Here is an 18,777-nt window from a genome sequence, read left to right as displayed (position 1 = left end):
CCCAAAACGGTGGTAAATCATGGAAACCAATATCGTAGAAGTTGAGAACTTTGTGCAGCAGTCGGAAGAGAGGCGGGGCAGCGCATTTAGCCAGGAGGTGAAGCGCTATCTGGAAAACTATCCGAATACCCAGTTTATCGACGTACTGCTTACCGATTTGAACGGGTGTTTCCGCGGCAAGCGCATTCCGGTTGCTGGCCTGAGCAAGCTGGAAAAAGGCTGCTACTTCCCGGCGTCGGTCTTTGCCATGGACATTCTCGGTAATGTGGTGGAAGAGGCCGGATTAGGGCAAGAGCTGGGTGAGCCGGATTGCACCTGCGTCCCGGTGCCGGGCACCTTAACCCCATCAGCTGCCGACCCTGAATATATTGGTCAGGTTCAGCTGACGATGATTGATGAAGATGGCGCTCCCTTTGACGTTGAGCCACGGAACGTTCTCAACCGACTCTGGCAGCAGCTGCGCCAGCGCGGTCTGTTCCCGGTGGTAGCGGTAGAGCTGGAGTTCTATTTACTCGATCGCAAACGCGACGCCGAAGGGTATCTCCAGCCACCGTGCGCGCCGGGTACCGACGTGCGTAATACCCAGAGCCAGGTCTATTCCGTCGACAACCTTAACCACTTTGCCGACGTGCTGAACGACATTGACGAGCTGGCGCAGCTCCAGCTGATCCCCGCCGATGGCGCGGTGGCGGAAGCGTCGCCGGGGCAGTTTGAAATCAACCTTCACCATACCGAAAACGTGCTTGATGCCTGCGATGATGCGCTGGCCTTAAAACGTCTCGTGCGTCTGATGGCGGAAAAACATAAGATGCACGCCACGTTTATGGCGAAGCCGTACGAAGAGCATGCGGGAAGCGGGATGCACATCCACATCAGCATGCAAAACAGCAAAGGCGAGAACGTGCTGGCTGATAAAGACGGGGAAGATTCCGCGCTGCTGAAGCGGGCGCTGGCGGGGATGATCGACCTGATGCCTGCATCGATGGCGCTGCTGGCACCCAACGTCAATTCGTATCGCCGTTTCCAGCCGGGGATGTATGTGCCAACCCAGGCGTCCTGGGGGCATAACAACCGCACGGTTGCCCTGCGCATTCCGTGTGGCGATCGCCATAACCATCGCGTCGAATATCGCGTGGCGGGAGCGGACGCTAACCCGTATCTGGTGATGGCCGCTATTTTCGCCGGGATCCTGCACGGGCTGGACAATGATTTACCGCTGCAGGAAGAAGTGGAAGGTAACGGGCTTGAGCAGGACGGGTTGCCGTTCCCTATCCGCCAGAGCGACGCGCTGTGGACGTTTATGCAAAACGACGATCTGCGCGAACGTCTGGGCGAGCGTTTCTGCCATGTTTATCACGCCTGCAAAAACGATGAACTGCTGCAGTTTGAGCGTCTTATCACAGAAACCGAAATTGAGTGGATGTTGAAAAACGCCTGATAACGTGCCCCGCGAGGGGCCAGTTGAGACAGTCTAATAAGTAGCATCATACGGTCTGCGCGGAGCCTGGCCGAAAAAACTGCTGGTGATCCAGCCATTTCCCGGGTGTCGCGTTAAGGAGCGCAGGCGGCAACGGGGCTTCAGTTAACGACACTGTGTGTGACGAGGAAATGAAATGATGCAGATGTTTAAATATCCGCAAGGTGAGGGAGGCCACGCTCTCCTTCGCCCTGAATGCCAGACCGCGCTGTCCTGCTGCGACGTTCTCTCTCCCTTTTTATTATTTCCTCCCTTGCCAGGCAGGTGTGTCCTGAGGCGCATGCCCCGACACGCAACCCTAAGCATGGGAGGTCAGGTCTATGGCGACTAATACCTCTCTGAACGCCCCGTCTGCCGTTGAAAAACCCCGCCTGCGCAAGTCGCTAAAGCTTTGGCAGGTGGTGATGATGGGGCTGGCTTACCTGACGCCCATGACGGTTTTCGACACCTTCGGGATTGTCTCCGGCATCAGTAACGGCCACGTGCCGGCCTCTTATCTGCTGGCCCTGGCGGGCGTGCTGTTCACCGCCATCAGCTACGGCAAGCTGGTGCGCCAGTTCCCGGAAGCGGGATCGGCGTACACTTACGCGCAAAAATCAATTGGCCCGCACGTAGGCTTTATGGTCGGCTGGTCGTCGCTGCTCGACTACCTGTTCCTGCCGATGATCAACGTCCTGCTGGCGAAAATTTATCTCTCCGCCATGTTCCCGGAGGTGCCGCAGTGGATCTGGGTGGTTGGTTTTGTCACGATCCTGACGCTGGCAAACCTGAAAAGCGTGAGCCTCGTTGCCAACTTCAACACCCTGTTCGTCCTGGTGCAGGTGTCGATCATGGTGGTCTTCGTGGTGCTGGTGGTGCACGGGCTGCACAACGGCGAGGGGGTGGGGACCGTCTGGTCGCTCCAGCCGTTTATCAGCCAGAACGCCCATCTGATACCGATCATCACCGGGGCAACCATCGTCTGCTTCTCGTTCCTTGGATTTGATGCCGTTACGACGCTCTCCGAAGAGACGCCGAACGCCGCGCGGGTCATTCCGAAAGCGATCTTCCTGACCGCGCTGTACGGCGGGCTGATCTTCATCATCGCCTCGTTCTTTATGCAGCTCTTTTTCCCGGACATTAGTCGCTTCAAAGACCCCGACGCGGCGCTGCCGGAAATTGCGCTGTACGTGGGCGGCAAACTGTTCCAGTCGATTTTCCTCTGCACCACGTTTGTTAATACGCTGGCGTCGGGGCTGGCGTCGCACGCCAGCGTTTCTCGTCTGCTGTATGTCATGGGGCGCGACAACGTCTTCCCGGAGCGCGTGTTTGGCTACATCCACCCGAAGTGGCGCACGCCTGCTTTGAACGTGGTGATGGTTGGCGTCGTTGCGCTTTCCGCGCTGTTCTTTGATCTCGTCACCGCCACGGCGCTGATCAACTTTGGTGCGCTGGTGGCCTTTACCTTCGTCAATCTGTCGGTGTTTAACCACTTCTGGCGGCGCAAAGGCTACAACAAAACGTGGAAAGATCGTTTTCACTATCTGCTGCTGCCGCTGATCGGCGCAGCAACGGTCGGCGTGCTGTGGATCAACCTTGAAGCGACGTCCCTGACGCTGGGGCTGGTGTGGGCCGCAGTGGGTATTCTGTACCTGACCTACCTGACCCGACGCTTCCGTAAGCCACCCCCGCAGTATCAGGCCGCCAAGGTTGAGCAGGCCTGGGATTCCTGATTGCTCCCCATGGCGCGCGCCGTCGTTGAAAAAGGCGCGCGCCGTTCACCCATTACTCCAGGCCCAGCGTGTACTGCGCAATTTTGAAGTAGATAATCAGACCGGTGCCGTCGATAAGCGTGGCGATAAACGGCGCGGAAACCACCGCCGGATCGATACCGCAGCGCTTAAGCACCATCGGGATCACCGAGGAGACAATCGCGCTCCACAGGGTGATGCAGACAAGCGTCAGGCTGACGATGATCGTAATCTCGACCCCGATACCCATCATCCAGGCGCGGAAACAGCCCGCCATGCCCATAGTGATGGCAATCATCATTGAGGTGGTCATCTCTTTACGCAGCACGCGTCCGACATCCTTCAGCCCGACTTCCCCCAGCGCCATGGCGCGTACCAGCGTGGAGGTGATCTGCGTCCCGCTGTTCCCGCCGGTGCCGATCAGCAGCGGAATAAAGAACGCCAGCGCGATGGCGGACTCCAGCGCTTCTTCGAAATGCTGGAGCACCGTGCTGGTGTAAGCCTCTGCCACAAACAACAGCAGCAGCCAGACCGCGCGCTTCTTCCACAGACTGAACGCGCTGGTCTCAAGATAGGGCTTTTCCAGCGGCAGGGTGGCACCCTGAAGCTGGGCATCCTCGGTGACATCGTCTTCCAGCAGATGGGCAATTTCGCGCTCGGTCAGGCAGCCCACCAGCTTGCCATGGGTGACCACGGGTACGACATCTGCGCTACCGTGGGCCAACAGCCCGGCGATATCAGCGCGCTCATCTTCCGGTTTTACCTGCACAAACTGTGAAATCATCAGCCCTTTTACCGGCTGCTCCGTATCGGCGGCCTGTAATAATTTACGCACGGCAACCATGCCCGCCAGGCGGCCACTGTCTTCGATAAAAATATGCGACGGAATATCATCGTCTTTTAATTTTTCGAAAAAATGCGCGCGTGCCAGCGCCACGCTTAATGAAATATCGAGAACAATAAAGTCGGTATTCATATATTGCGCAACGGCGCTGTCATTGAATGCCAGAGAGTGATTGTGAATAGCGTAAGACATAGTGAATTCCCTTTGAATAATAAAATCTCTCAGGGGCGAGCAAGACAGGGCATGTCGAAGAAGAGATCCCCACGTCCTGGGTTCAGCACTGTACACCGTATCCCGCAAGGGAAGTTATACTGACAAAGCCTTGATTCGACAGTGCCTGTTTTACCCTGTGCCGGTTCTCTCGAACCCACCAGAGCGATAACGTGTATTTGTACAGGAGCCTCGCCATAACGAGATCGTTGTAAATCGAGGGGAATAATACGCATTTTTTAACGGCGTGCTGTGGAATTTAAATGACGTTTATGAAGCGTTTAAAAGAATATATTTTTTAAGATGATTGATGTGCGGTTTAATAACGCCTCCGTAGAGGCGTTGATTGTTCACTTATTCGTTATCCAGTACGCGCTGGCGAATTTCCGCAGGATAACCCTGGTCAAAAGAGGCATGCAGATGGCGAGTGGTTTGCAGGGTATCAAAGACCACTTTCGGCCCTTTGCCCGCGACGTACTCCTCTTCGTCGTAGCACTGGGGCAGGCGAATCACCCGCCGATCGTGAAACACCGCGCGGCGGCCAACAGGATGCACGCGGGTCGACAGCACCCACACCACCTCGCGCAGATTGGTGGGGTCGAAATCGTCATCCACCACGTACACTTTCGGGATAAAGACCATCGCGTCGGTACTAAACAGCACCTCACCGATACGCTGTGACAGCGCATCGCTGGTCATGCCCGGCAGACGTTCCCGCCAGTTTTGCGGCATCACTACCAGCAGCCAGTGCACGGTTGAATCCTCCGGGATCCAGGCAGTTTTGACGGGCAGGTTTGCGTCGCGCAGATGGGTTAACGCATCGGCAGCCAGCCCCATGGCCCACAGGGTATGAGACTCATCGGTTGGCCGTCCGGTGATCGACATCGGCCAGATCGGGTCATCGCGGTGGGTAATGGTGTCGACGTGGAAGGTGGGCTGCGCCGAAGAACCTTCGCCGAGATAACCGCCGTACTCCCCGTACGGGCCTTCCTGGCAGTCGCGCTCGATGGAGACGTGCCCTTCAATGACAATTTCCGCGGTAGCCGGCACGTCCAGATCGATACTCACGGCCCTGACCACCGGGACCGGCGCACCTGCCAGCGTGCCGATGTAGTCAGCCTCATCGGCGTGGGCCGGAATGGGGATCCCGGAGACGCAGGAGATGGCAGGGGCGGGCCCCTGAACCAGCGCATAGGGCATCGGCTGCCCCCGTTTGACCCATTCGGTCCAGATTTGCCCGATATGCTGGCTTGGCACGATCAGCCCTACCATGCGCTTACCGTCAACCTTCATCACCCGGGCAATCGACCAGTTGACCCATTTGCCGTCTGGCGTTTTGACGATCAGCGAGCCCCAGGTATTAGCATAGCGACCGCCGTCTTTATCATGCGCAAAGGGGATTGGGAAGCGGTCCAGCGTGGCCTCGTCACCGCGTAAAATATTCTGCTGGCAGGGGGCGTCGGCGGATCCCACACGCACGGGCGGGATACCGGGCTGGCTGCGCGCTGCCGACAGGGCTTCGATAATCTCGGGTCCGCTGGCGTTGGGGGCCAGCCCTAACGACATGGCAACCCGGGCGTAGGGCATGTCGGCGCGGGAGGAGAGGCTCGCCGGGGCACCAAACAGGCGAAAGCCCGGAGCCACTCCCGCAACGTTGTGGAACAGCGGGGCAGGAGACTGAGTTTCGTAGCTGCGGCGGGTTATCGCGCTCGGTTCATAATCGCAATCAACTTCACGAGTAACGTGCGCAATGTCGCCCATCTCATCCAGCGCAGTGATAAAACTTCTTAAATCATCATAATATTTCATGCGGCACTCCTCAGGCCTGGCATGGAAACATCCTGTAGAATGCGATAAAGTCCGTTCAGGTTTATAGTTTAAGTTCAAACTGTTTGTGTTCGAACTATATGTTTGTCGTTATCTGGAGTCAAGAGAGCCGATGTCAGAAAAGCCCGATCTCATTCTTGCCGCGCCGCTATGGCCACACGGTGACAGTTCGTTAATGCATCTGATGCGTCGGGCAGGGCAGTACTCCTCGACGTGCTGGTCAAAGTGCGTTGATACCGGGCTTTCTGCGGTGCAATACGCCATACTGGTGGTGCTGGCCGAAGAAACCGTCTGCGACCAGCAAACGCTGGGCAACCGGGCGGGGTTTGATAAAGCCACCGGAACCTATGTCATCGATCGCATGACCAAAAGCGGACTGCTCAACGTGCAGACCGACCCTGCCAATCGTCGCCGCAAGCGGGTCACGATGACCGCCGACGGCGAAGCGATGCTCGCCCGGATGATTGAGCAGGCGAAAAATGCCGAAAAAACTATCGCAGCGGGGCTGGACGCGCAGGACATCGCCGACCTCAAGCGCTTGCTGAGCAAGCTGGGCGGATTGCAGGAGCCAACCTAATGTCCTTACTCCACGCCGGACCGAAGCCGGATTTGACCATCGGTTTTTTGCTGATGCCCCAGTTCACCCTGGCATCCGTTGCCGGGCTGGTGGAGTCTTTGCGCTTTGCGGCAGATGAATCCTTCTCCAGTCGCCAGATATTCTGCCGCTGGGAGTGGATGACCTGCGATAACCAGCCGGTCACGGCCAGCTGCGGGCTGCCGGTCTCCCCGACGGCGACGCTCGATTTCAGTAAAGCGTGGGACTACTTTGTGGTGGCGGGCGGGCTGCTTGAGGAGACGCGCAACCCGCCGCCCTGGCTGCTGCAGGCGCTGCGCGAGTTGCACGCGAGGAATATCCCGATAATCACCCTGTGCAGCGGGGCATTTGTGGCGGGTAACGCCGGGCTGCTGGACGGGCGTCACTGCGCGATCCACTTCACCACCCGCGACGAGTTCCGCATGCGTTTCCCCAGGGCGATTCCGGTCATCGACAAAACCTACATCAAGGACGGCGGCATTATCTCCTGTCCCGGCGGCACGGCGATCGATCTGGCGGCCGATCTTATCCGTCAGCACTGCGGGCTGGTTCGCTCCCAGAAGGTACTGAAATATCTGCTGGTGGACGACGCCAGTCAGCCCGCCGGTAAGGCGAAGCAGAAAGCCCCACTCAACGCCCCGGACGTGTATGAAAACGAACTGGTGAGCAAGGTGATCGGCTTTATGAAACATCATCTTGATTCACCGATCCCGCTGAGCGACGTAGCGACGTTTGCGGGCGTCACCTTCCGCCAGCTCAATTTGATTTTTACCAAGTGCACCGGCCATTCCGCAGCGGTTTACTGGCGCACCCTGCGCCTTGAGCAGGCCCGTAAGCTGATGGCAGACTCAAGCAACAGCATTACGGCCATCGCTGCCGCCACCGGCTTTTCGGACGCCTCGCATCTGATCGCGTGGTTTCGCAAGCAGTACGGCGAAACGCCCAGCTCGTTTCGCAAACGGCGTCGGGAAGTTGAGAAGCTGGTGAGGGAATAACGCAGTTTGCGTGCCGGGCCAGCGCAGCGCTACCCGGCGTAAGACGTCAGAAACTCTGCCGTTTCGGCATGACCGCCTGCATGGAGACCTTGTCACGCGGGGGGGTCTCTTCAAGCGATGAGGCATCTTCCAGGCTACGGGCAGCGGTCTCAGGTGCAAGGAACCATGACACTACCAGGCCAAAGAAGGTGATGGCCGCCGCAATATACATCGTCGGGCCTATGCCCAGGCTTTGCAGTGATACCGGCACCAGCCAGGTCCCCACGGCCGCGCCAATACGCGACAGCGAAGTGCCAACGCCGACTGCGCCCGCGCGGATTTCGGTGGGGAAAATCTCGTTCGGGTAGACCAGCTGCAGCACCTGTGCGCCGCCAATGAACAGGGCGTACAGGCCAAACATCAGCAGGATCACCGCAGAGGGGCCGTCGCGCAACAACCCTAGCAGCAGCAGCGCCAGACCCGACCACAGGAAACTGTGCAGCAGCAGCCTACGGCGGCCAAGGATGTTTACCAGGCGGGTAGCGATAACGCAGCCGACCACAAACAGCAGGGTAATGGCAACCGAGCCGTAGGATGCCCAGCCGCCGGTCAGGTGCAGCGCGTCCAGCACTTTTGGGGCAAAGGCGTACACGGCGAAAACAGGGATGACGGAGCAGGTCCAGAAGACGGTGACAAACGCCATCCGTTTGCCATAGCCGGAATGCAGCAGGCTGGCAAAGGAGAGGTTTTTGCTCTCGGCCTGCACGGGCAGGTTATCCAGACCAAAACCGGGACCATAGACGCGGCGAATAATCGCTTCGGCCTCTGCATGACGCCCTTTACTCATCAGCCAGCGCGGCGATTCCGGGGTACCCAAACGGACCAGGAACAGCAGCACGCCAATAACGGCGGTGCTGGCAAGCGCCAGACGCCAGGCGTCAGGCCCGCCAAATCTGAGGATGGCTTCGCCCGTCAGATAGGCGGTTGCCGCCCCCGCGAACCACAGAATAGTCAGGGTGGCGAGACAAGGCCCTCGATTTTTCTTTGGCAGAAACTCCACCAGGAAGGCGGTTGCTACCGGGTACTCAATCCCCACGGCCACGCCATTCATAAAGCGAAGGGCAAACAGCATCTCGCCGCTCTGCACCCAGTATTGCGCCACGGAGCAGACCACGAACAGCGTCGGGCCAACGAAATAGAGCACGCGGCGGCCGAGTCGGTCGGTCAACGCGCCGCCGATAAACCCCCCGAAGAAAATACCGATCAGCGCCGAGGCGGCAATCAGCCCCTCCCAGAAGGCGCTCAGGCCCAGTGCGGGCGAGACTTTCATCATCGCGATGCCGATGATGCTTAGCACGTAGCCATCGACAAAGGATCCGCCGCCCGATCGCACGGTCAGCAGTCGGTGGAAACGATTAAGGGGAACATCTTCTACAGAAATGGTCTTTGACATGGTAACTCCTGTCTTTCCCCGACGTCGTTGAATTAACGGCTGTAACAGTCCTTAAAAGCGATGGAGGCTTATTACAGGCGCACGCAGACGGTGCCGTTAATCAAACGATTACGGTATAAATGTCGGTCAGGTAAAATAAGTAAAGCGTGATGAATAAACGGGCTTTTCTGTTATTGAGAGTTTTTCATTATCAATACTCCTCCGGTGCAGGATGGTCGGATAAGATGTTTTTTTATTATTAAGGTCTTACTTACTTTCATTGATGACGGGTAATTTCTTTGCGGCCACGCTGCGGGTAGACCACCAGCACATCAGCGACCCCAGGCTCACCATCGCGGTTCCTTGCCAGAAGGAGAGCGTCAGATGTGAGTTCAACATAAACGCGGCGAGCACCGCCGAGATAATCGGAATAAAATACGAAGCGGCAGCCAGTACCGTCACGTTGCCGTGAAGAATACCGACGTTCCAGGCGGCGTAACCAAAGCCCATGGCGATGGCGGCCAGCAGCAGGCTAATACAGGCGTGCCACGAAAGCACAAATTCCGGCTGCGGCGACGTCAGGTATTTCACCCATAATGTCAGGGCGGTTAACATAAAGAACAGGGTGATCCCGTTACTGCCTTTGGCAATTATTTTGGTAACCACACAATATATTGCCCAAATAATGGCACCGCTAAAGGCCAGTCCATAGCTGAGCGGGTTTTCCATGACGTTGCGCGTCATTTCGCTGAACGAAAATCCCTGTTCCCCGCCTAATACCCGGCATATTCCTGCGACCGCTAAAATCACCCCCGGAATAATCAGCGGGCGGGTTTTTTGCCGGTTGACGATCACCGCCAGCAGGATGGTCATGCTCGGCCAGAGATAATTCACCATCCCGACTTCAATGGCCTGCCGACCCGAGTGGGTAAAGCCCAGCGACAGTGACAGACAGAGTTCGTAGCACACGAACAGGATGCTGCCGAGGATCAGATAGCCCGGCGGAAACTGCCGCAGCTTCGGAAAGCCAACGGTGAACAGCAGCAGTACCGCGCTGCAGCTGTAAATCAGTGCCGCGCCGCCCACCGGCCCGAAGCCTTCGCTCACGCTTTTAATCAACCCAACGATCGCGCTCCACAGCAGGATGGCGAGTAATCCGATGAGCGTGGCTTTCTTCTGGGGCATACCCTGTACCTCTGTTTACATTTGGATCACAACCAGGGCGGCTGGCTGTTAAATTCTGGTTAAATCTTGCCTTAAAACTATGCCGCCGTCGGAGCGCTGTAAATACGTCCAGGACGCCAAAAATTCCGGAATGTGATCGTTATCTGAAATCATGTAGAAAATTACTACGACGAAAAATAACTTTTAATACATTGATATTTAATGTTTTTATTTTTATTGTGCGTAGAAATATACAACAGAAGCGTATTTATTTTGTATTTCTTATGTATACATAAAATATTCATTTATTGACCTCCTTCACGCCAATGTGCAAATTTTTAACAAACGCAGCCTGGCGGGCTGCCGTATCGACCCGAGGGTCGCGCATTTCTCTGGAGGTTAACGTGTTAACATTTGAAGGTATTTACACCCCGGCAATTACCCCTTATGCGGCCGATGGCAGCATTGATTTTGCGCGCTTCGCCGAGGTGTTGGAGTCGCTGATTGAGGCTCGCGTTCACGGCATCATCATCGGCGGCTCAACAGGTGAGTACTATGCCCAAAGCGCGCAGGAGCGTAAGGCGCTGGCCGAACATGCGCGTCAGGTGATTGGCACCCGACTCCCGCTGATTGTCGGCACGGGGGCAACCCGCACCGAAGACGCGGTGGACTATGCGAAGCACGCCCGCGAAATCAAGGCCGATGCGATTCTGGTGACCTCGCCGCCGTACGCGCTGCCGACCGAGCTGGAAAACGCCCATCATGCGCTGACGGTAGATAAAGCCGCCCAGCTGCCGATCATGCTCTATAACTATCCCGGCCGGATGGGGATCACCATGGGTAAAACCTACTTCCGTGAGGTGAGCCGCTCGTCCAACGTGGTCGCCATTAAAGAAAGCTCGGGCGATTTTAACAACCTGCACCTGCTGGCCTGCACATTCCCTGATATTGCGCTCTCCTGTGGCTGGGACGATCAGGCGCTGGAATTCTTCGCCTGGGGCGCACGCAGCTGGGTGTGCGCCGGGTCTAACTTCATTCCGCGTGAACACGTGGCGCTGTATGAGGCCTGCGTGGTGGAGAAAGACTTCGACAAAGGTCGTCGGATCATGGCGGCCATGATGCCGCTGATGCATTTCCTGGACGGCGGCAAGTTTGTACAGTCCATCCGTTACGGCTGCGAACTGAACGGCCTGACATCCGGTCAGGTGCGCGCGCCGTTACAGGATCTGAATGAAGCAGAAAAAGCGCAATTGAAAGCGGTGATTACTGAAGTTAAACGCAACGTGGCGGCGGTAACGTCGGCGTAAGGAGAAAAGATGAACAAGCTTCAGACGCTCGGGGACGTGATGCGCCTTACGGACCATCTTCAGATCCCGGATAACGCATTTATCAATGGCCGTTTCACCGCGGCCCATTCCGGCCAAACCCTGACAACCTATAATCCGGCGACCGGTGAACCCCTGGCCGCTATCGCCGCCTGCGATGAAAACGACGTGAACGCGGCAGTCAGCGCGGCGCGTGGTGCATTTGAGTCAGGCAGTTGGCGCAAGCAGACGCCGGGCGAACGCAAGGCGGTCTTGCTCAGGCTGGCGGCGCTGATGGAGCAGGAGTGTGAGTCGCTGGCGGCGCTGGAAAGCCTTGACAGCGGCAAGCCGTTCAGCGAGTGCCTGGCGGTGGACGTGCCGGAAACTATTCATGTTCTGAAGTGGCACGCGGAAGCCATCGACAAGCTGTATGACCACACCGCGCCAACGGGCAACGCGCTGGCGCTGGTGGTGCGCGAGCCGATTGGCGTGGTGGGCTGCGTCCTGCCGTGGAACTTCCCGCTGCTGATGCTCGCCTGGAAGATCGGTCCGGCGCTGGCGGCAGGCTGCTCCGTCGTGGTTAAACCGGCAGAGCAAACCTCGCTGACGTCGCTGCGCGTGGCGGAACTGGCGTATGAGGCGGGCGTTCCGGCGGGCGTGCTGAATATCGTCACCGGAACCGGCAAGGCGGTCGGGGAGCCGATTGGGCTGCATCCCGACATCGACATGGTCAGCTTTACCGGATCGACCGCAACCGGGCGTCGTTTCCTGCATTACGCCGCCGAATCTAACCTGAAAAAGGTCGTGCTGGAGTGCGGCGGCAAAAATCCGGCGCTGGTGTTTAATGATGCCGATGATGTCGCGGCGGTTGCCGGGCATGTGCTTAACGGTGCGTTCTGGAACATGGGCGAGAACTGTTCTGCCACGTCGCGCCTGCTGGTACAGGAAGGGATAAAAGAGGCGCTGCTGGCAGAGCTGGCGAAGCAGATCGGCACCTGGACGATGGGCAATCCGCTCGATCCGAACAACCGTCTGGGAACGATGGTCTCGCCGGAACACTTCAGTAAGGTAAGCCGCTATCTTGATATTGCGCGTCAGGAAGGGCTGCGCGTGCTGCACGGCGGCAGTACGGAGAAGGGCGCTTATGTGCAGCCGACGGTGATCGACGGCGTTACGCCGGAAAGCGCGCTGTTCCGCGAGGAGATATTCGGCCCTGTGCTGTGCGTCACGACGTTTAAAACCGAAGCCGAAGCCGTTGCGCTGGCGAACGACACCCCTTACGGGCTGGCTGCATCGGTTTATACCGGCAGACTCAATCGCGCCGTTCGCGTCTCCCGCGCTATTCGCGCCGGGACGGTGACCGTGAACTGCTTCGGGGAAGGCGACGCCACGACGCCATTTGGCGGCTATAAGCAGTCCGGTTTTGGCGGGCGCGATAAGTCAGCCTTCGCGCTCGATCAGTACACCGAACTGAAAACCATCTGGATTGACGTTTCTGACGAGGATGACTGAGGAAATTTGCCGTCGCGCGCCTTTATCTGTAGGTTAATCAGCATTACAGGCAGTTTCAGGAGGCGATAATGAGAACGGGCAAAGCTGCGCTTTATGAGGATCTCAAGCGGCTTATCTTGACGATGGAACTGGATCCCGATGCGCTGCTGGATGAAGCCAGCCTGACGGCGCAGTACGGCCTGTCGCGCACCCCGGTGCGCGAAGTGTTTCAGCGCCTTGCGGGGGAAGGGTATCTCGAGATTGTCGAAAAGCGGGGCGTAAGGGTGATCCCCATGAGCCACGCTACGCTGCGCAACTTCTTCCTCGTGGCCCCGATGATCTATGCCGCGGTGGGGCGCCTGGCGGTTCAGCATTACAAGCCCGTGCAGTTAAAGGCGCTGAAAGAGGCGCAAAAGCGCTTTCGCAAAGCGGTTCAAAACCAGGATGCCGACGCGCTGGCGCTGGAGAACAACCGCTTTCACGAGATCATGGGCGAGATGGCGGCGAACCCCTATCTGCAGCCGAGCCTGGGCCGTTTGCTGATAGACCACTGCCGTATCGGCCACACCTTTTTCCGTCCGCAAAATGAGGACATGGAGCGGCGGTTACTGTTGGCCGCCGATCATCACGATGCGTTTATCGCCGCGCTGGAAGCACGCGATGAACAGACGGTAGTCGATCTGGTATTTGAACACTGGGAGCTGTCCCGGGAAAACATGGAGATCTTCATTGCGCCGCAGGGGCTGAAGGCCGATGAGCGCGTGTAGATATTTGATTAATCTCACCTGACGTTCCGCCCGCGGCCTCCGCTGGCGGGCGTTTTTCACGACATTTTTTTCCTTTATTCGCCGTTCATCGGGGGCTTTTCTACGCCCAAGATTAACCTAGATTTAACTATTTTTATACTTGTTGTATACATGAGATATACATCACGTATTCATTATTCCAGTCTGGCTACCATGTTTTTCAGCAACGCTTAGTGGTCGTAAGCGAAAAGAAAAAATGACAGCGTACCGGAGTAAATCACGTGCAAAAGATCACCTCACTGCCCGCCGATGACGCCCTGCCAGGGTGGTATCACACCAGTCCATCGCGCATCCCTCGTCCTGCCCATGTAGGGCAAAAACATGCCCGCTGGGCGATCGTTGGAGCCGGATTAACCGGGCTTGCCGCCGCTCGACAGATGGCGCTGAATTTCCCCGATGATGAAATTGTCCTGATTGAGGCGCAGGAGGTGGGCTTTGGCCCGTCCGGTCGCAACGCGGGCTTTGCCATCGACGTCCCGCACGACATTGGGGCGAAGGACTACATCGGCGATGTCAAAACGGCAAACCTGATCCTCCGGCTCAACACGCTGGGGCAAAACTATCTGCGTGAGGTTGTTCAGGAGCACGGTATTGCGTGCCAGATGTCCGAGTCCGGGAAATACCAGGCGGCGGTAGGCGAGCAGGGGATAGCGATTCTGGAAGCTTATCGCAGGGGGTTGGAGAAGATTGGCCGGGAAACGCAGATGATTGCGGGCCACGATCTTCCCGACCACATCGGCACGTCGTATTACAAACAGGCGCTTTATATTCCTGGCACCATCCTTTTGCAACCCTCGGCGCTGGTAAAGGGGCTGGCAAACAGCCTGCCCGCGAACGTCACGCTCTATGAGTACACGCCCATTACGTCGATTAACTACGGCGACAAAGTGACACTGGTGCATGATAAAGGCAGCATCACGGCAGATACGCTGATTCTGGCGAACAATGCCTTTGCGTCGCACTTTGGCTTTCTGCGCGGACGCCTGCTGCCAACCTTCCTGTACGGTAGCCTGACGCGGCCCCTGACCGCTGATGAGCAATCTCAGCTCGGCGGCAAGCCGGTCTGGGGGGTGATCCCGGCGCATCCCTTTGGCAGTACCGTGCGCCGGACGGTGGACAACCGCATCCTGGTGCGTAACAGCTTCAGCTTCCATCCGGATGGTCGCCCGCGCGAGCAGCACCTGAAACGGTTTATCGCCAACCACCGTAAATCCTTTGAACGCCGCTTCCCGACCCTGAAACAGGTGGATTTTGAATACTCCTGGAGCGGTGCGATTTGCCTGTCGGAGAATCACGAGGGCTTTTTCGGCCAGCTTGCGCCAAACGTGTACGGCGCGCTGTGCTGTAACGGCCTGGGGATCACCCGCGGCACGGCTACCGGCAAGCTGCTGGCGGATATGATTGCCGGCGAGCGCAATGAGCTGATTGATTTTCTTGCCGCCTCGCCGGGGCCGAATAAGACGCCGCCGGAGCCGTTCCTCTCTGTGGGCGTTAACTCGGTACTCAGGTGGGGGCAGTACCGGGCAGGGCTCGAGGTCTAAGCGGTTTAGACGCCATTCAGGCACGTTCGTTTCTAATAGCAGGACTGACGAAACAACGATCCGGAGTGAAGCATGGCGTGGCTGGACAATCTGCTGAACCATTTTGCGCACTACCCGGCGCATCTGTTCGCGCTGCTCTTTGCAATGGCGCTGGCTAAATCGACGGTGATCGTCTCCTCCGTGCTTCCGCCCGCCTCGGTAATGCTGATCGCTGGGATTGCTGCGGGCCTGTCCAGCCTGCATCCGGGGCTGGCGTGGCTCGCCGTCGCGCTGGGTGCCGCCCTGGGATCGGTGCTCAATTACCACCTCGGCCAGCGGATGGGGAACACGCGCACCATTACGCGGCTCACCGCAAAACATGCCGATACGTTTTTGCGCGTGCAGCACCGGCTGCAGAAAAACGACGTCCTGGTACTGTTCACCGCGCGCTTTCTGGCGGTACTGCGCTATATCGTCCCGCTGACCGCCGGTATGCTACGACTGAACGCCGGCAAAGTGTATCTCGTGAGCCTGATTTCAGCCTGCGTCTGGGCAGCGTTATACGTTGCTGCGGCCATGGGGATCGCGATTTTCTAATCTTATGAGCGGTTTGAGAAATGCTTCCCGGAAAATTGTCATCAATCTGTCACACTTAACGCGACATCAAAACCGAGTGAGGAATAAGGGATGAGAAAAGCACTACTCACTGTTGCAGTGGCAGGTTGCGTATCAGTCACCTTTGGCGCTCAGGCGCAGGACACGCCCGAAGGATACCAGCTGGAACAGGTCTTAATCATGAGCCGCCACAACCTGCGCGCGCCGCTCGCCAATAACGGCAGCGTTCTGGAGCAGTCCACGGCGAAGCAGTGGCCTGAGTGGGATGTGCCGGGCGGCCAGCTGACCACCAAGGGCGGCGTGCTTGAAGTCTACATGGGCCACTATATGCGCGAATGGCTGGCAGCGCAGAAGATGATGACCTCCGGTGAATGCCCGCCAGCCGACACCGTGTATGCCTACGCCAACAGCCTGCAGCGCACCGTGGCAACCGCGCAGTTCTTTATTACCGGGGCTTTCCCGGGCTGCGACGTGCCGGTGCATCATCAGGAAAAAATGGGCACCATGGACCCGACCTTCAACCCCATCATTACCGACAGCTCGCCGGAATTCCGCGAAAAAGCGCTCAGTGCGATGGCATCAGAACGACAGAAAATGCAGCTGGACGAGAGCTACAGGCTGCTGGAGCAGATGACCAACTTTGCTGATTCGCCGTCCTGCAAGGAGAAGAAGATCTGTTCCCTGACGGATGCAAAAGATACCTTCAGCGCGGACGTCGACAAAGAGCCGGGCGTCTCCGGGCCGCTGAAAACAGGGAATTCACTGGTGGATGCCTTCACTCTGCAGTATTACGAAGGGTTCCCGATGGACCAGGTCGCGTGGGGCGAAATCAAAACCGACCAGCAGTGGCGCGTGCTGTCGAAGCTGAAAAACGGCTATCAGGACGCGCTGTTTACCTCTACAGCGGTGGCGCAAAACGTCGCGAAACCGCTGGTGAAGTATATCGACAAGGCGCTGGTCACCGACCGGACCACCTCGCCAAAAATAACGCTGCTGGTGGGTCACGACTCCAACATCGCCTCGCTGCTGACGGCGCTGGATTTCCAGCCGTATCAGCTTCATGACCAGCTGGAGCGCACGCCGATTGGCGGGAAAATCGTCTTCCAGCGCTGGCACGATAAGAACGCCAACCGCGAGCTGATGAAGATTGAGTATGTCTACCAAAGTACGGAGCAGTTGCGTAACGCCAGCGTGCTTTCACTGGCATCCCCGGCGCAGCGCGTGACCCTGGCGCTGAAAGGGTGCCCTATTGATGCAGACGGATTCTGTCCGATTGATAAGTTTGATGCGGTAATGAACAGCGCGGCAAAATAGCGGAAAATCCCCCGCCGCGGCGGGGGACATTGTCAGACGTTTTTACGTTCGATGGTTTGCTCACCCCAGAACAGGGAGTCTTTGTCCGTTTTCCCGAAGGCCAGTTCCAGAACCTCATCGCTGCCTTCTTCCCATATCTGCTCTGCCAGCTTCTCGTCATATTTTGCGACTTCAAAGATAGCTTCGGCGATCTCCGGCGAGGTGTTGCGTAAACTGGCCCATTCACCTACGCGGTGGGCTTTCGATTCTTGAGTTGGCATGTGTGTCCTCCTGTTGGGTTAGCCGAAAAGTTTTTTGGCCAGACCCGCGACGTGTTCACCCTGATAACGGGCGATGGAAAGCTCTTCATTACTTGGCTGGCGAGAGCCGTCGCCACCGGCAATGGTGGTTGCGCCGTAAGGTGTACCGCCCCGAACCTCAGACACATCAAACAGCTCTTGCGCGCCGTAGCCAATCGGCACAATCACCATCCCATGATGAGCAAGGGTAGTCCAGGTTGAGGTAATCGTCTGCTCCTGGCCGCCGCCGGTCCCGGTTGAGCTGAATACGCTCGCCAGCTTGCCGTACAGCGCGCCAGACGCCCACAGTCCTCCGGTTTGGTCGAGGAAGGTGCGCATCTGGCCTGACATATTGCCGAAGCGGGTTGGGGTGCCGATGATAATGGCATCGTAGTCGGCCAGCTCCTGCGGCGTGGCCTGCGGGGCGTTTTGTGTTTTTCCCCCGGCTTTGGCGAACGCCTCGGCGTTCATGGTTTCCGGTACGCGCTTCACCACAACATCCACGCCGTCTACTCTGTTTGCGCCTTCTGCAACCGCGTGAGCCATGGTTTCAATGTGTCCATACATGGAATAATAGAGCACCAGAACTTTTGCCATTTTGCATCACTCCTCGTTTGTTGTTCTGACAGCGAATCGCTGCGTTACTTTAAAGATATGTCGTGATGGGCAGACTGCAACTTTTCAGGCCATTTCTTTGATTTATAACAATATGTTAACGTTTCGTCTCTGTAGCAAAATGAAACAACTTTCGGCCGTCAAATTTTTGGAATGATAAGAGAGGCTTATGGATGACCGTCGCGTTATCTCATACAAAAGGCTCAGATCATGTTGCAGAATATTACCTCTGGCTTGCCGGATAGCCTCACTCCGCTAAGCTTAGTTTCACGCGACGCAGATAAAGGTACTGCGCTGACGTCGCCAGGTGAAAGAATACTCTTTTACTGAATGCAATATGATGTCTAATGTTTCACACTCTGGAGGTTAGAGATGGCAAACCATCGTGGTGGTTCAGGTAATTTCGCAGAAGACCGTGACAGAGCATCAGAAGCAGGTCGTAAAGGTGGCCAGTCAAGCGGGGGTAATTTCAAAAATGACCCTCAGCGTGCATCAGAAGCTGGCAAAAAAGGGGGCAAAAACAGCCACGGCAGCAGCAACAAGTAGTACGCCGGGTTGACTCCCTGCCGCCGGGTCTCCCG

The 18,777-nt window shown here is 57.3% G+C and carries 17 protein-coding genes and 1 riboswitch; of the genes, 11 read left to right on the top strand and 6 right to left on the bottom strand.

Annotation, left to right across the window (positions count from 1 at the left end; translation table 11 throughout):
* The first annotated feature begins 19 nt into the window (after window positions 1-19).
* Both I6L58_RS04350 and I6L58_RS04345 read left to right on the top strand, forming a co-directional pair.
* The gene (locus I6L58_RS04350; protein WP_006174579.1) at window positions 20-1,438 is read left to right on the top strand and encodes a glutamine synthetase family protein; all 1,419 of its coding nucleotides are present in this window, start codon (window positions 20-22) and stop codon (window positions 1,436-1,438) included.
* 359 nt (window positions 1,439-1,797) lie between these two features.
* Window positions 1,798-3,189 (top strand): APC family permease, encoded by a 1,392-nt coding sequence (locus I6L58_RS04345; RefSeq protein WP_088207539.1) that lies wholly within the window; start codon window positions 1,798-1,800, stop codon window positions 3,187-3,189.
* A gap of 52 nt (window positions 3,190-3,241) precedes the next feature.
* Here the strand turns inward: I6L58_RS04345 and I6L58_RS04340 are convergent, their stop codons facing one another.
* Both I6L58_RS04340 and I6L58_RS04335 read right to left on the bottom strand, forming a co-directional pair.
* The gene (locus I6L58_RS04340; protein WP_088207538.1) at window positions 3,242-4,243 is read right to left on the bottom strand and encodes a magnesium transporter; all 1,002 of its coding nucleotides are present in this window, start codon (window positions 4,241-4,243) and stop codon (window positions 3,242-3,244) included.
* Between the two features lie 60 nt (window positions 4,244-4,303).
* Window positions 4,304-4,473, bottom strand: a riboswitch (M-box (ykoK) riboswitch).
* A 142-nt stretch (window positions 4,474-4,615) separates the two neighbouring features.
* Complete coding sequence (locus tag I6L58_RS04335) at window positions 4,616-6,070, bottom strand: UbiD family decarboxylase (RefSeq protein ID WP_088207537.1); 1,455 nt, start codon at window positions 6,068-6,070, stop codon at window positions 4,616-4,618.
* A 130-nt stretch (window positions 6,071-6,200) separates the two neighbouring features.
* Here I6L58_RS04335 and I6L58_RS04330 point away from each other — a divergent pair, with 130 nt between their 5' ends.
* Together I6L58_RS04330 and I6L58_RS04325 are read left to right on the top strand one after the other, a co-directional pair.
* Window positions 6,201-6,665 (top strand): MarR family winged helix-turn-helix transcriptional regulator, encoded by a 465-nt coding sequence (locus I6L58_RS04330; RefSeq protein ID WP_058609191.1) that lies wholly within the window; start codon window positions 6,201-6,203, stop codon window positions 6,663-6,665.
* Window positions 6,665-7,678, top strand: a complete 1,014-nt coding sequence (locus tag I6L58_RS04325; RefSeq protein ID WP_058609190.1) for a GlxA family transcriptional regulator — start codon at window positions 6,665-6,667, stop codon at window positions 7,676-7,678. Before I6L58_RS04330 ends, I6L58_RS04325 begins: the two co-directional genes overlap by 1 nt.
* 46 nt (window positions 7,679-7,724) lie before the next feature.
* Here the strand turns inward: I6L58_RS04325 and I6L58_RS04320 are convergent, their stop codons facing one another.
* Together I6L58_RS04320 and yddG are read right to left on the bottom strand one after the other, a co-directional pair.
* Complete coding sequence (locus I6L58_RS04320; RefSeq protein ID WP_088207536.1) at window positions 7,725-9,110, bottom strand: MFS transporter; 1,386 nt, start codon at window positions 9,108-9,110, stop codon at window positions 7,725-7,727.
* A 246-nt stretch (window positions 9,111-9,356) separates the two neighbouring features.
* A complete protein-coding gene (yddG, locus tag I6L58_RS04315) occupies window positions 9,357-10,274 on the bottom strand; it encodes an aromatic amino acid DMT transporter YddG (RefSeq protein WP_006174587.1) in 918 nt (305 codons plus the stop codon).
* Between the two features lie 383 nt (window positions 10,275-10,657).
* Here yddG and I6L58_RS04310 point away from each other — a divergent pair, with 383 nt between their 5' ends.
* The 6 genes from I6L58_RS04310 (at window position 10,658) to agp (ending at window position 17,303) form a co-directional block, all read left to right on the top strand.
* Window positions 10,658-11,560, top strand: a complete 903-nt coding sequence (locus tag I6L58_RS04310) for a dihydrodipicolinate synthase family protein (protein WP_088207535.1) — start codon at window positions 10,658-10,660, stop codon at window positions 11,558-11,560.
* Between the two features lie 9 nt (window positions 11,561-11,569).
* Window positions 11,570-13,069 (top strand): aldehyde dehydrogenase, encoded by a 1,500-nt coding sequence (locus I6L58_RS04305; RefSeq protein WP_088207534.1) that lies wholly within the window; start codon window positions 11,570-11,572, stop codon window positions 13,067-13,069.
* A gap of 68 nt (window positions 13,070-13,137) precedes the next feature.
* Window positions 13,138-13,815: a GntR family transcriptional regulator gene (locus I6L58_RS04300; RefSeq protein ID WP_006174596.1), complete on the top strand. Its 678-nt coding sequence runs from the start codon at window positions 13,138-13,140 to the stop codon at window positions 13,813-13,815.
* Between the two features lie 260 nt (window positions 13,816-14,075).
* Entirely contained in the window at window positions 14,076-15,395 is a 1,320-nt protein-coding gene (locus I6L58_RS04295) for an NAD(P)/FAD-dependent oxidoreductase (RefSeq protein ID WP_042319489.1), read from the top strand.
* Window positions 15,396-15,467: 72 nt separating this feature from the next.
* Window positions 15,468-15,971, top strand: coding sequence for a DedA family protein (locus I6L58_RS04290; protein WP_088207533.1), 504 nt, complete (start codon window positions 15,468-15,470; stop codon window positions 15,969-15,971).
* A gap of 90 nt (window positions 15,972-16,061) precedes the next feature.
* On the top strand, window positions 16,062-17,303 hold the full coding sequence (gene agp, locus I6L58_RS04285; RefSeq protein ID WP_088207532.1) for a bifunctional glucose-1-phosphatase/inositol phosphatase: 1,242 nt from the start codon (window positions 16,062-16,064) through the stop codon (window positions 17,301-17,303).
* 32 nt (window positions 17,304-17,335) lie between these two features.
* On the opposite strand, the gene I6L58_RS04280 is transcribed toward agp, so the two are convergent.
* Window positions 17,336-17,563: a YccJ family protein gene (locus tag I6L58_RS04280; protein WP_006174601.1), complete on the bottom strand. Its 228-nt coding sequence runs from the start codon at window positions 17,561-17,563 to the stop codon at window positions 17,336-17,338.
* Between the two features lie 18 nt (window positions 17,564-17,581).
* The gene (gene wrbA, locus I6L58_RS04275; RefSeq protein WP_006174602.1) at window positions 17,582-18,178 is read right to left on the bottom strand and encodes an NAD(P)H:quinone oxidoreductase; all 597 of its coding nucleotides are present in this window, start codon (window positions 18,176-18,178) and stop codon (window positions 17,582-17,584) included.
* 390 nt (window positions 18,179-18,568) lie between these two features.
* Here wrbA and I6L58_RS04270 point away from each other — a divergent pair, with 390 nt between their 5' ends.
* Entirely contained in the window at window positions 18,569-18,742 is a 174-nt protein-coding gene (locus tag I6L58_RS04270) for a con-10 family general stress protein (RefSeq protein WP_042319491.1), read from the top strand.
* The last annotated feature ends 35 nt before the right edge of the window (window positions 18,743-18,777 follow it).

Source organism: Enterobacter cancerogenus (genome assembly GCF_019047785.1).
In the GTDB taxonomy this organism is placed as follows: domain Bacteria; phylum Pseudomonadota; class Gammaproteobacteria; order Enterobacterales; family Enterobacteriaceae; genus Enterobacter; species Enterobacter cancerogenus.
The sequence above is the reverse complement of the archived record's forward strand: the minus strand, read 5'-3'. Positions and strand labels throughout refer to the sequence as shown.

What these genes read in the sequence shown, in the direction of transcription:
- I6L58_RS04350 (WP_006174579.1), top strand. Translation starts at nt 20, where the DNA reads ATGGAAACCAATATCGTAGAAGTTGAGAACTTTGTGCAGCAGTCGGAA.
- I6L58_RS04345 (WP_088207539.1), top strand. Translation starts at nt 1,798, where the DNA reads ATGGCGACTAATACCTCTCTGAACGCCCCGTCTGCCGTTGAAAAACCC.
- I6L58_RS04340 (WP_088207538.1), bottom strand. Translation starts at nt 4,243, where the DNA reads ATGTCTTACGCTATTCACAATCACTCTCTGGCATTCAATGACAGCGCC.
- I6L58_RS04335 (WP_088207537.1), bottom strand. Translation starts at nt 6,070, where the DNA reads ATGAAATATTATGATGATTTAAGAAGTTTTATCACTGCGCTGGATGAG.
- I6L58_RS04330 (WP_058609191.1), top strand. Translation starts at nt 6,201, where the DNA reads ATGTCAGAAAAGCCCGATCTCATTCTTGCCGCGCCGCTATGGCCACAC.
- I6L58_RS04325 (WP_058609190.1), top strand. Translation starts at nt 6,665, where the DNA reads ATGTCCTTACTCCACGCCGGACCGAAGCCGGATTTGACCATCGGTTTT.
- I6L58_RS04320 (WP_088207536.1), bottom strand. Translation starts at nt 9,110, where the DNA reads ATGTCAAAGACCATTTCTGTAGAAGATGTTCCCCTTAATCGTTTCCAC.
- yddG (WP_006174587.1), bottom strand. Translation starts at nt 10,274, where the DNA reads ATGCCCCAGAAGAAAGCCACGCTCATCGGATTACTCGCCATCCTGCTG.
- I6L58_RS04305 (WP_088207534.1), top strand. Translation starts at nt 11,570, where the DNA reads ATGAACAAGCTTCAGACGCTCGGGGACGTGATGCGCCTTACGGACCAT.
- I6L58_RS04300 (WP_006174596.1), top strand. Translation starts at nt 13,138, where the DNA reads ATGAGAACGGGCAAAGCTGCGCTTTATGAGGATCTCAAGCGGCTTATC.
- I6L58_RS04290 (WP_088207533.1), top strand. Translation starts at nt 15,468, where the DNA reads ATGGCGTGGCTGGACAATCTGCTGAACCATTTTGCGCACTACCCGGCG.
- agp (WP_088207532.1), top strand. Translation starts at nt 16,062, where the DNA reads ATGAGAAAAGCACTACTCACTGTTGCAGTGGCAGGTTGCGTATCAGTC.
- I6L58_RS04280 (WP_006174601.1), bottom strand. Translation starts at nt 17,563, where the DNA reads ATGCCAACTCAAGAATCGAAAGCCCACCGCGTAGGTGAATGGGCCAGT.
- wrbA (WP_006174602.1), bottom strand. Translation starts at nt 18,178, where the DNA reads ATGGCAAAAGTTCTGGTGCTCTATTATTCCATGTATGGACACATTGAA.
- I6L58_RS04270 (WP_042319491.1), top strand. Translation starts at nt 18,569, where the DNA reads ATGGCAAACCATCGTGGTGGTTCAGGTAATTTCGCAGAAGACCGTGAC.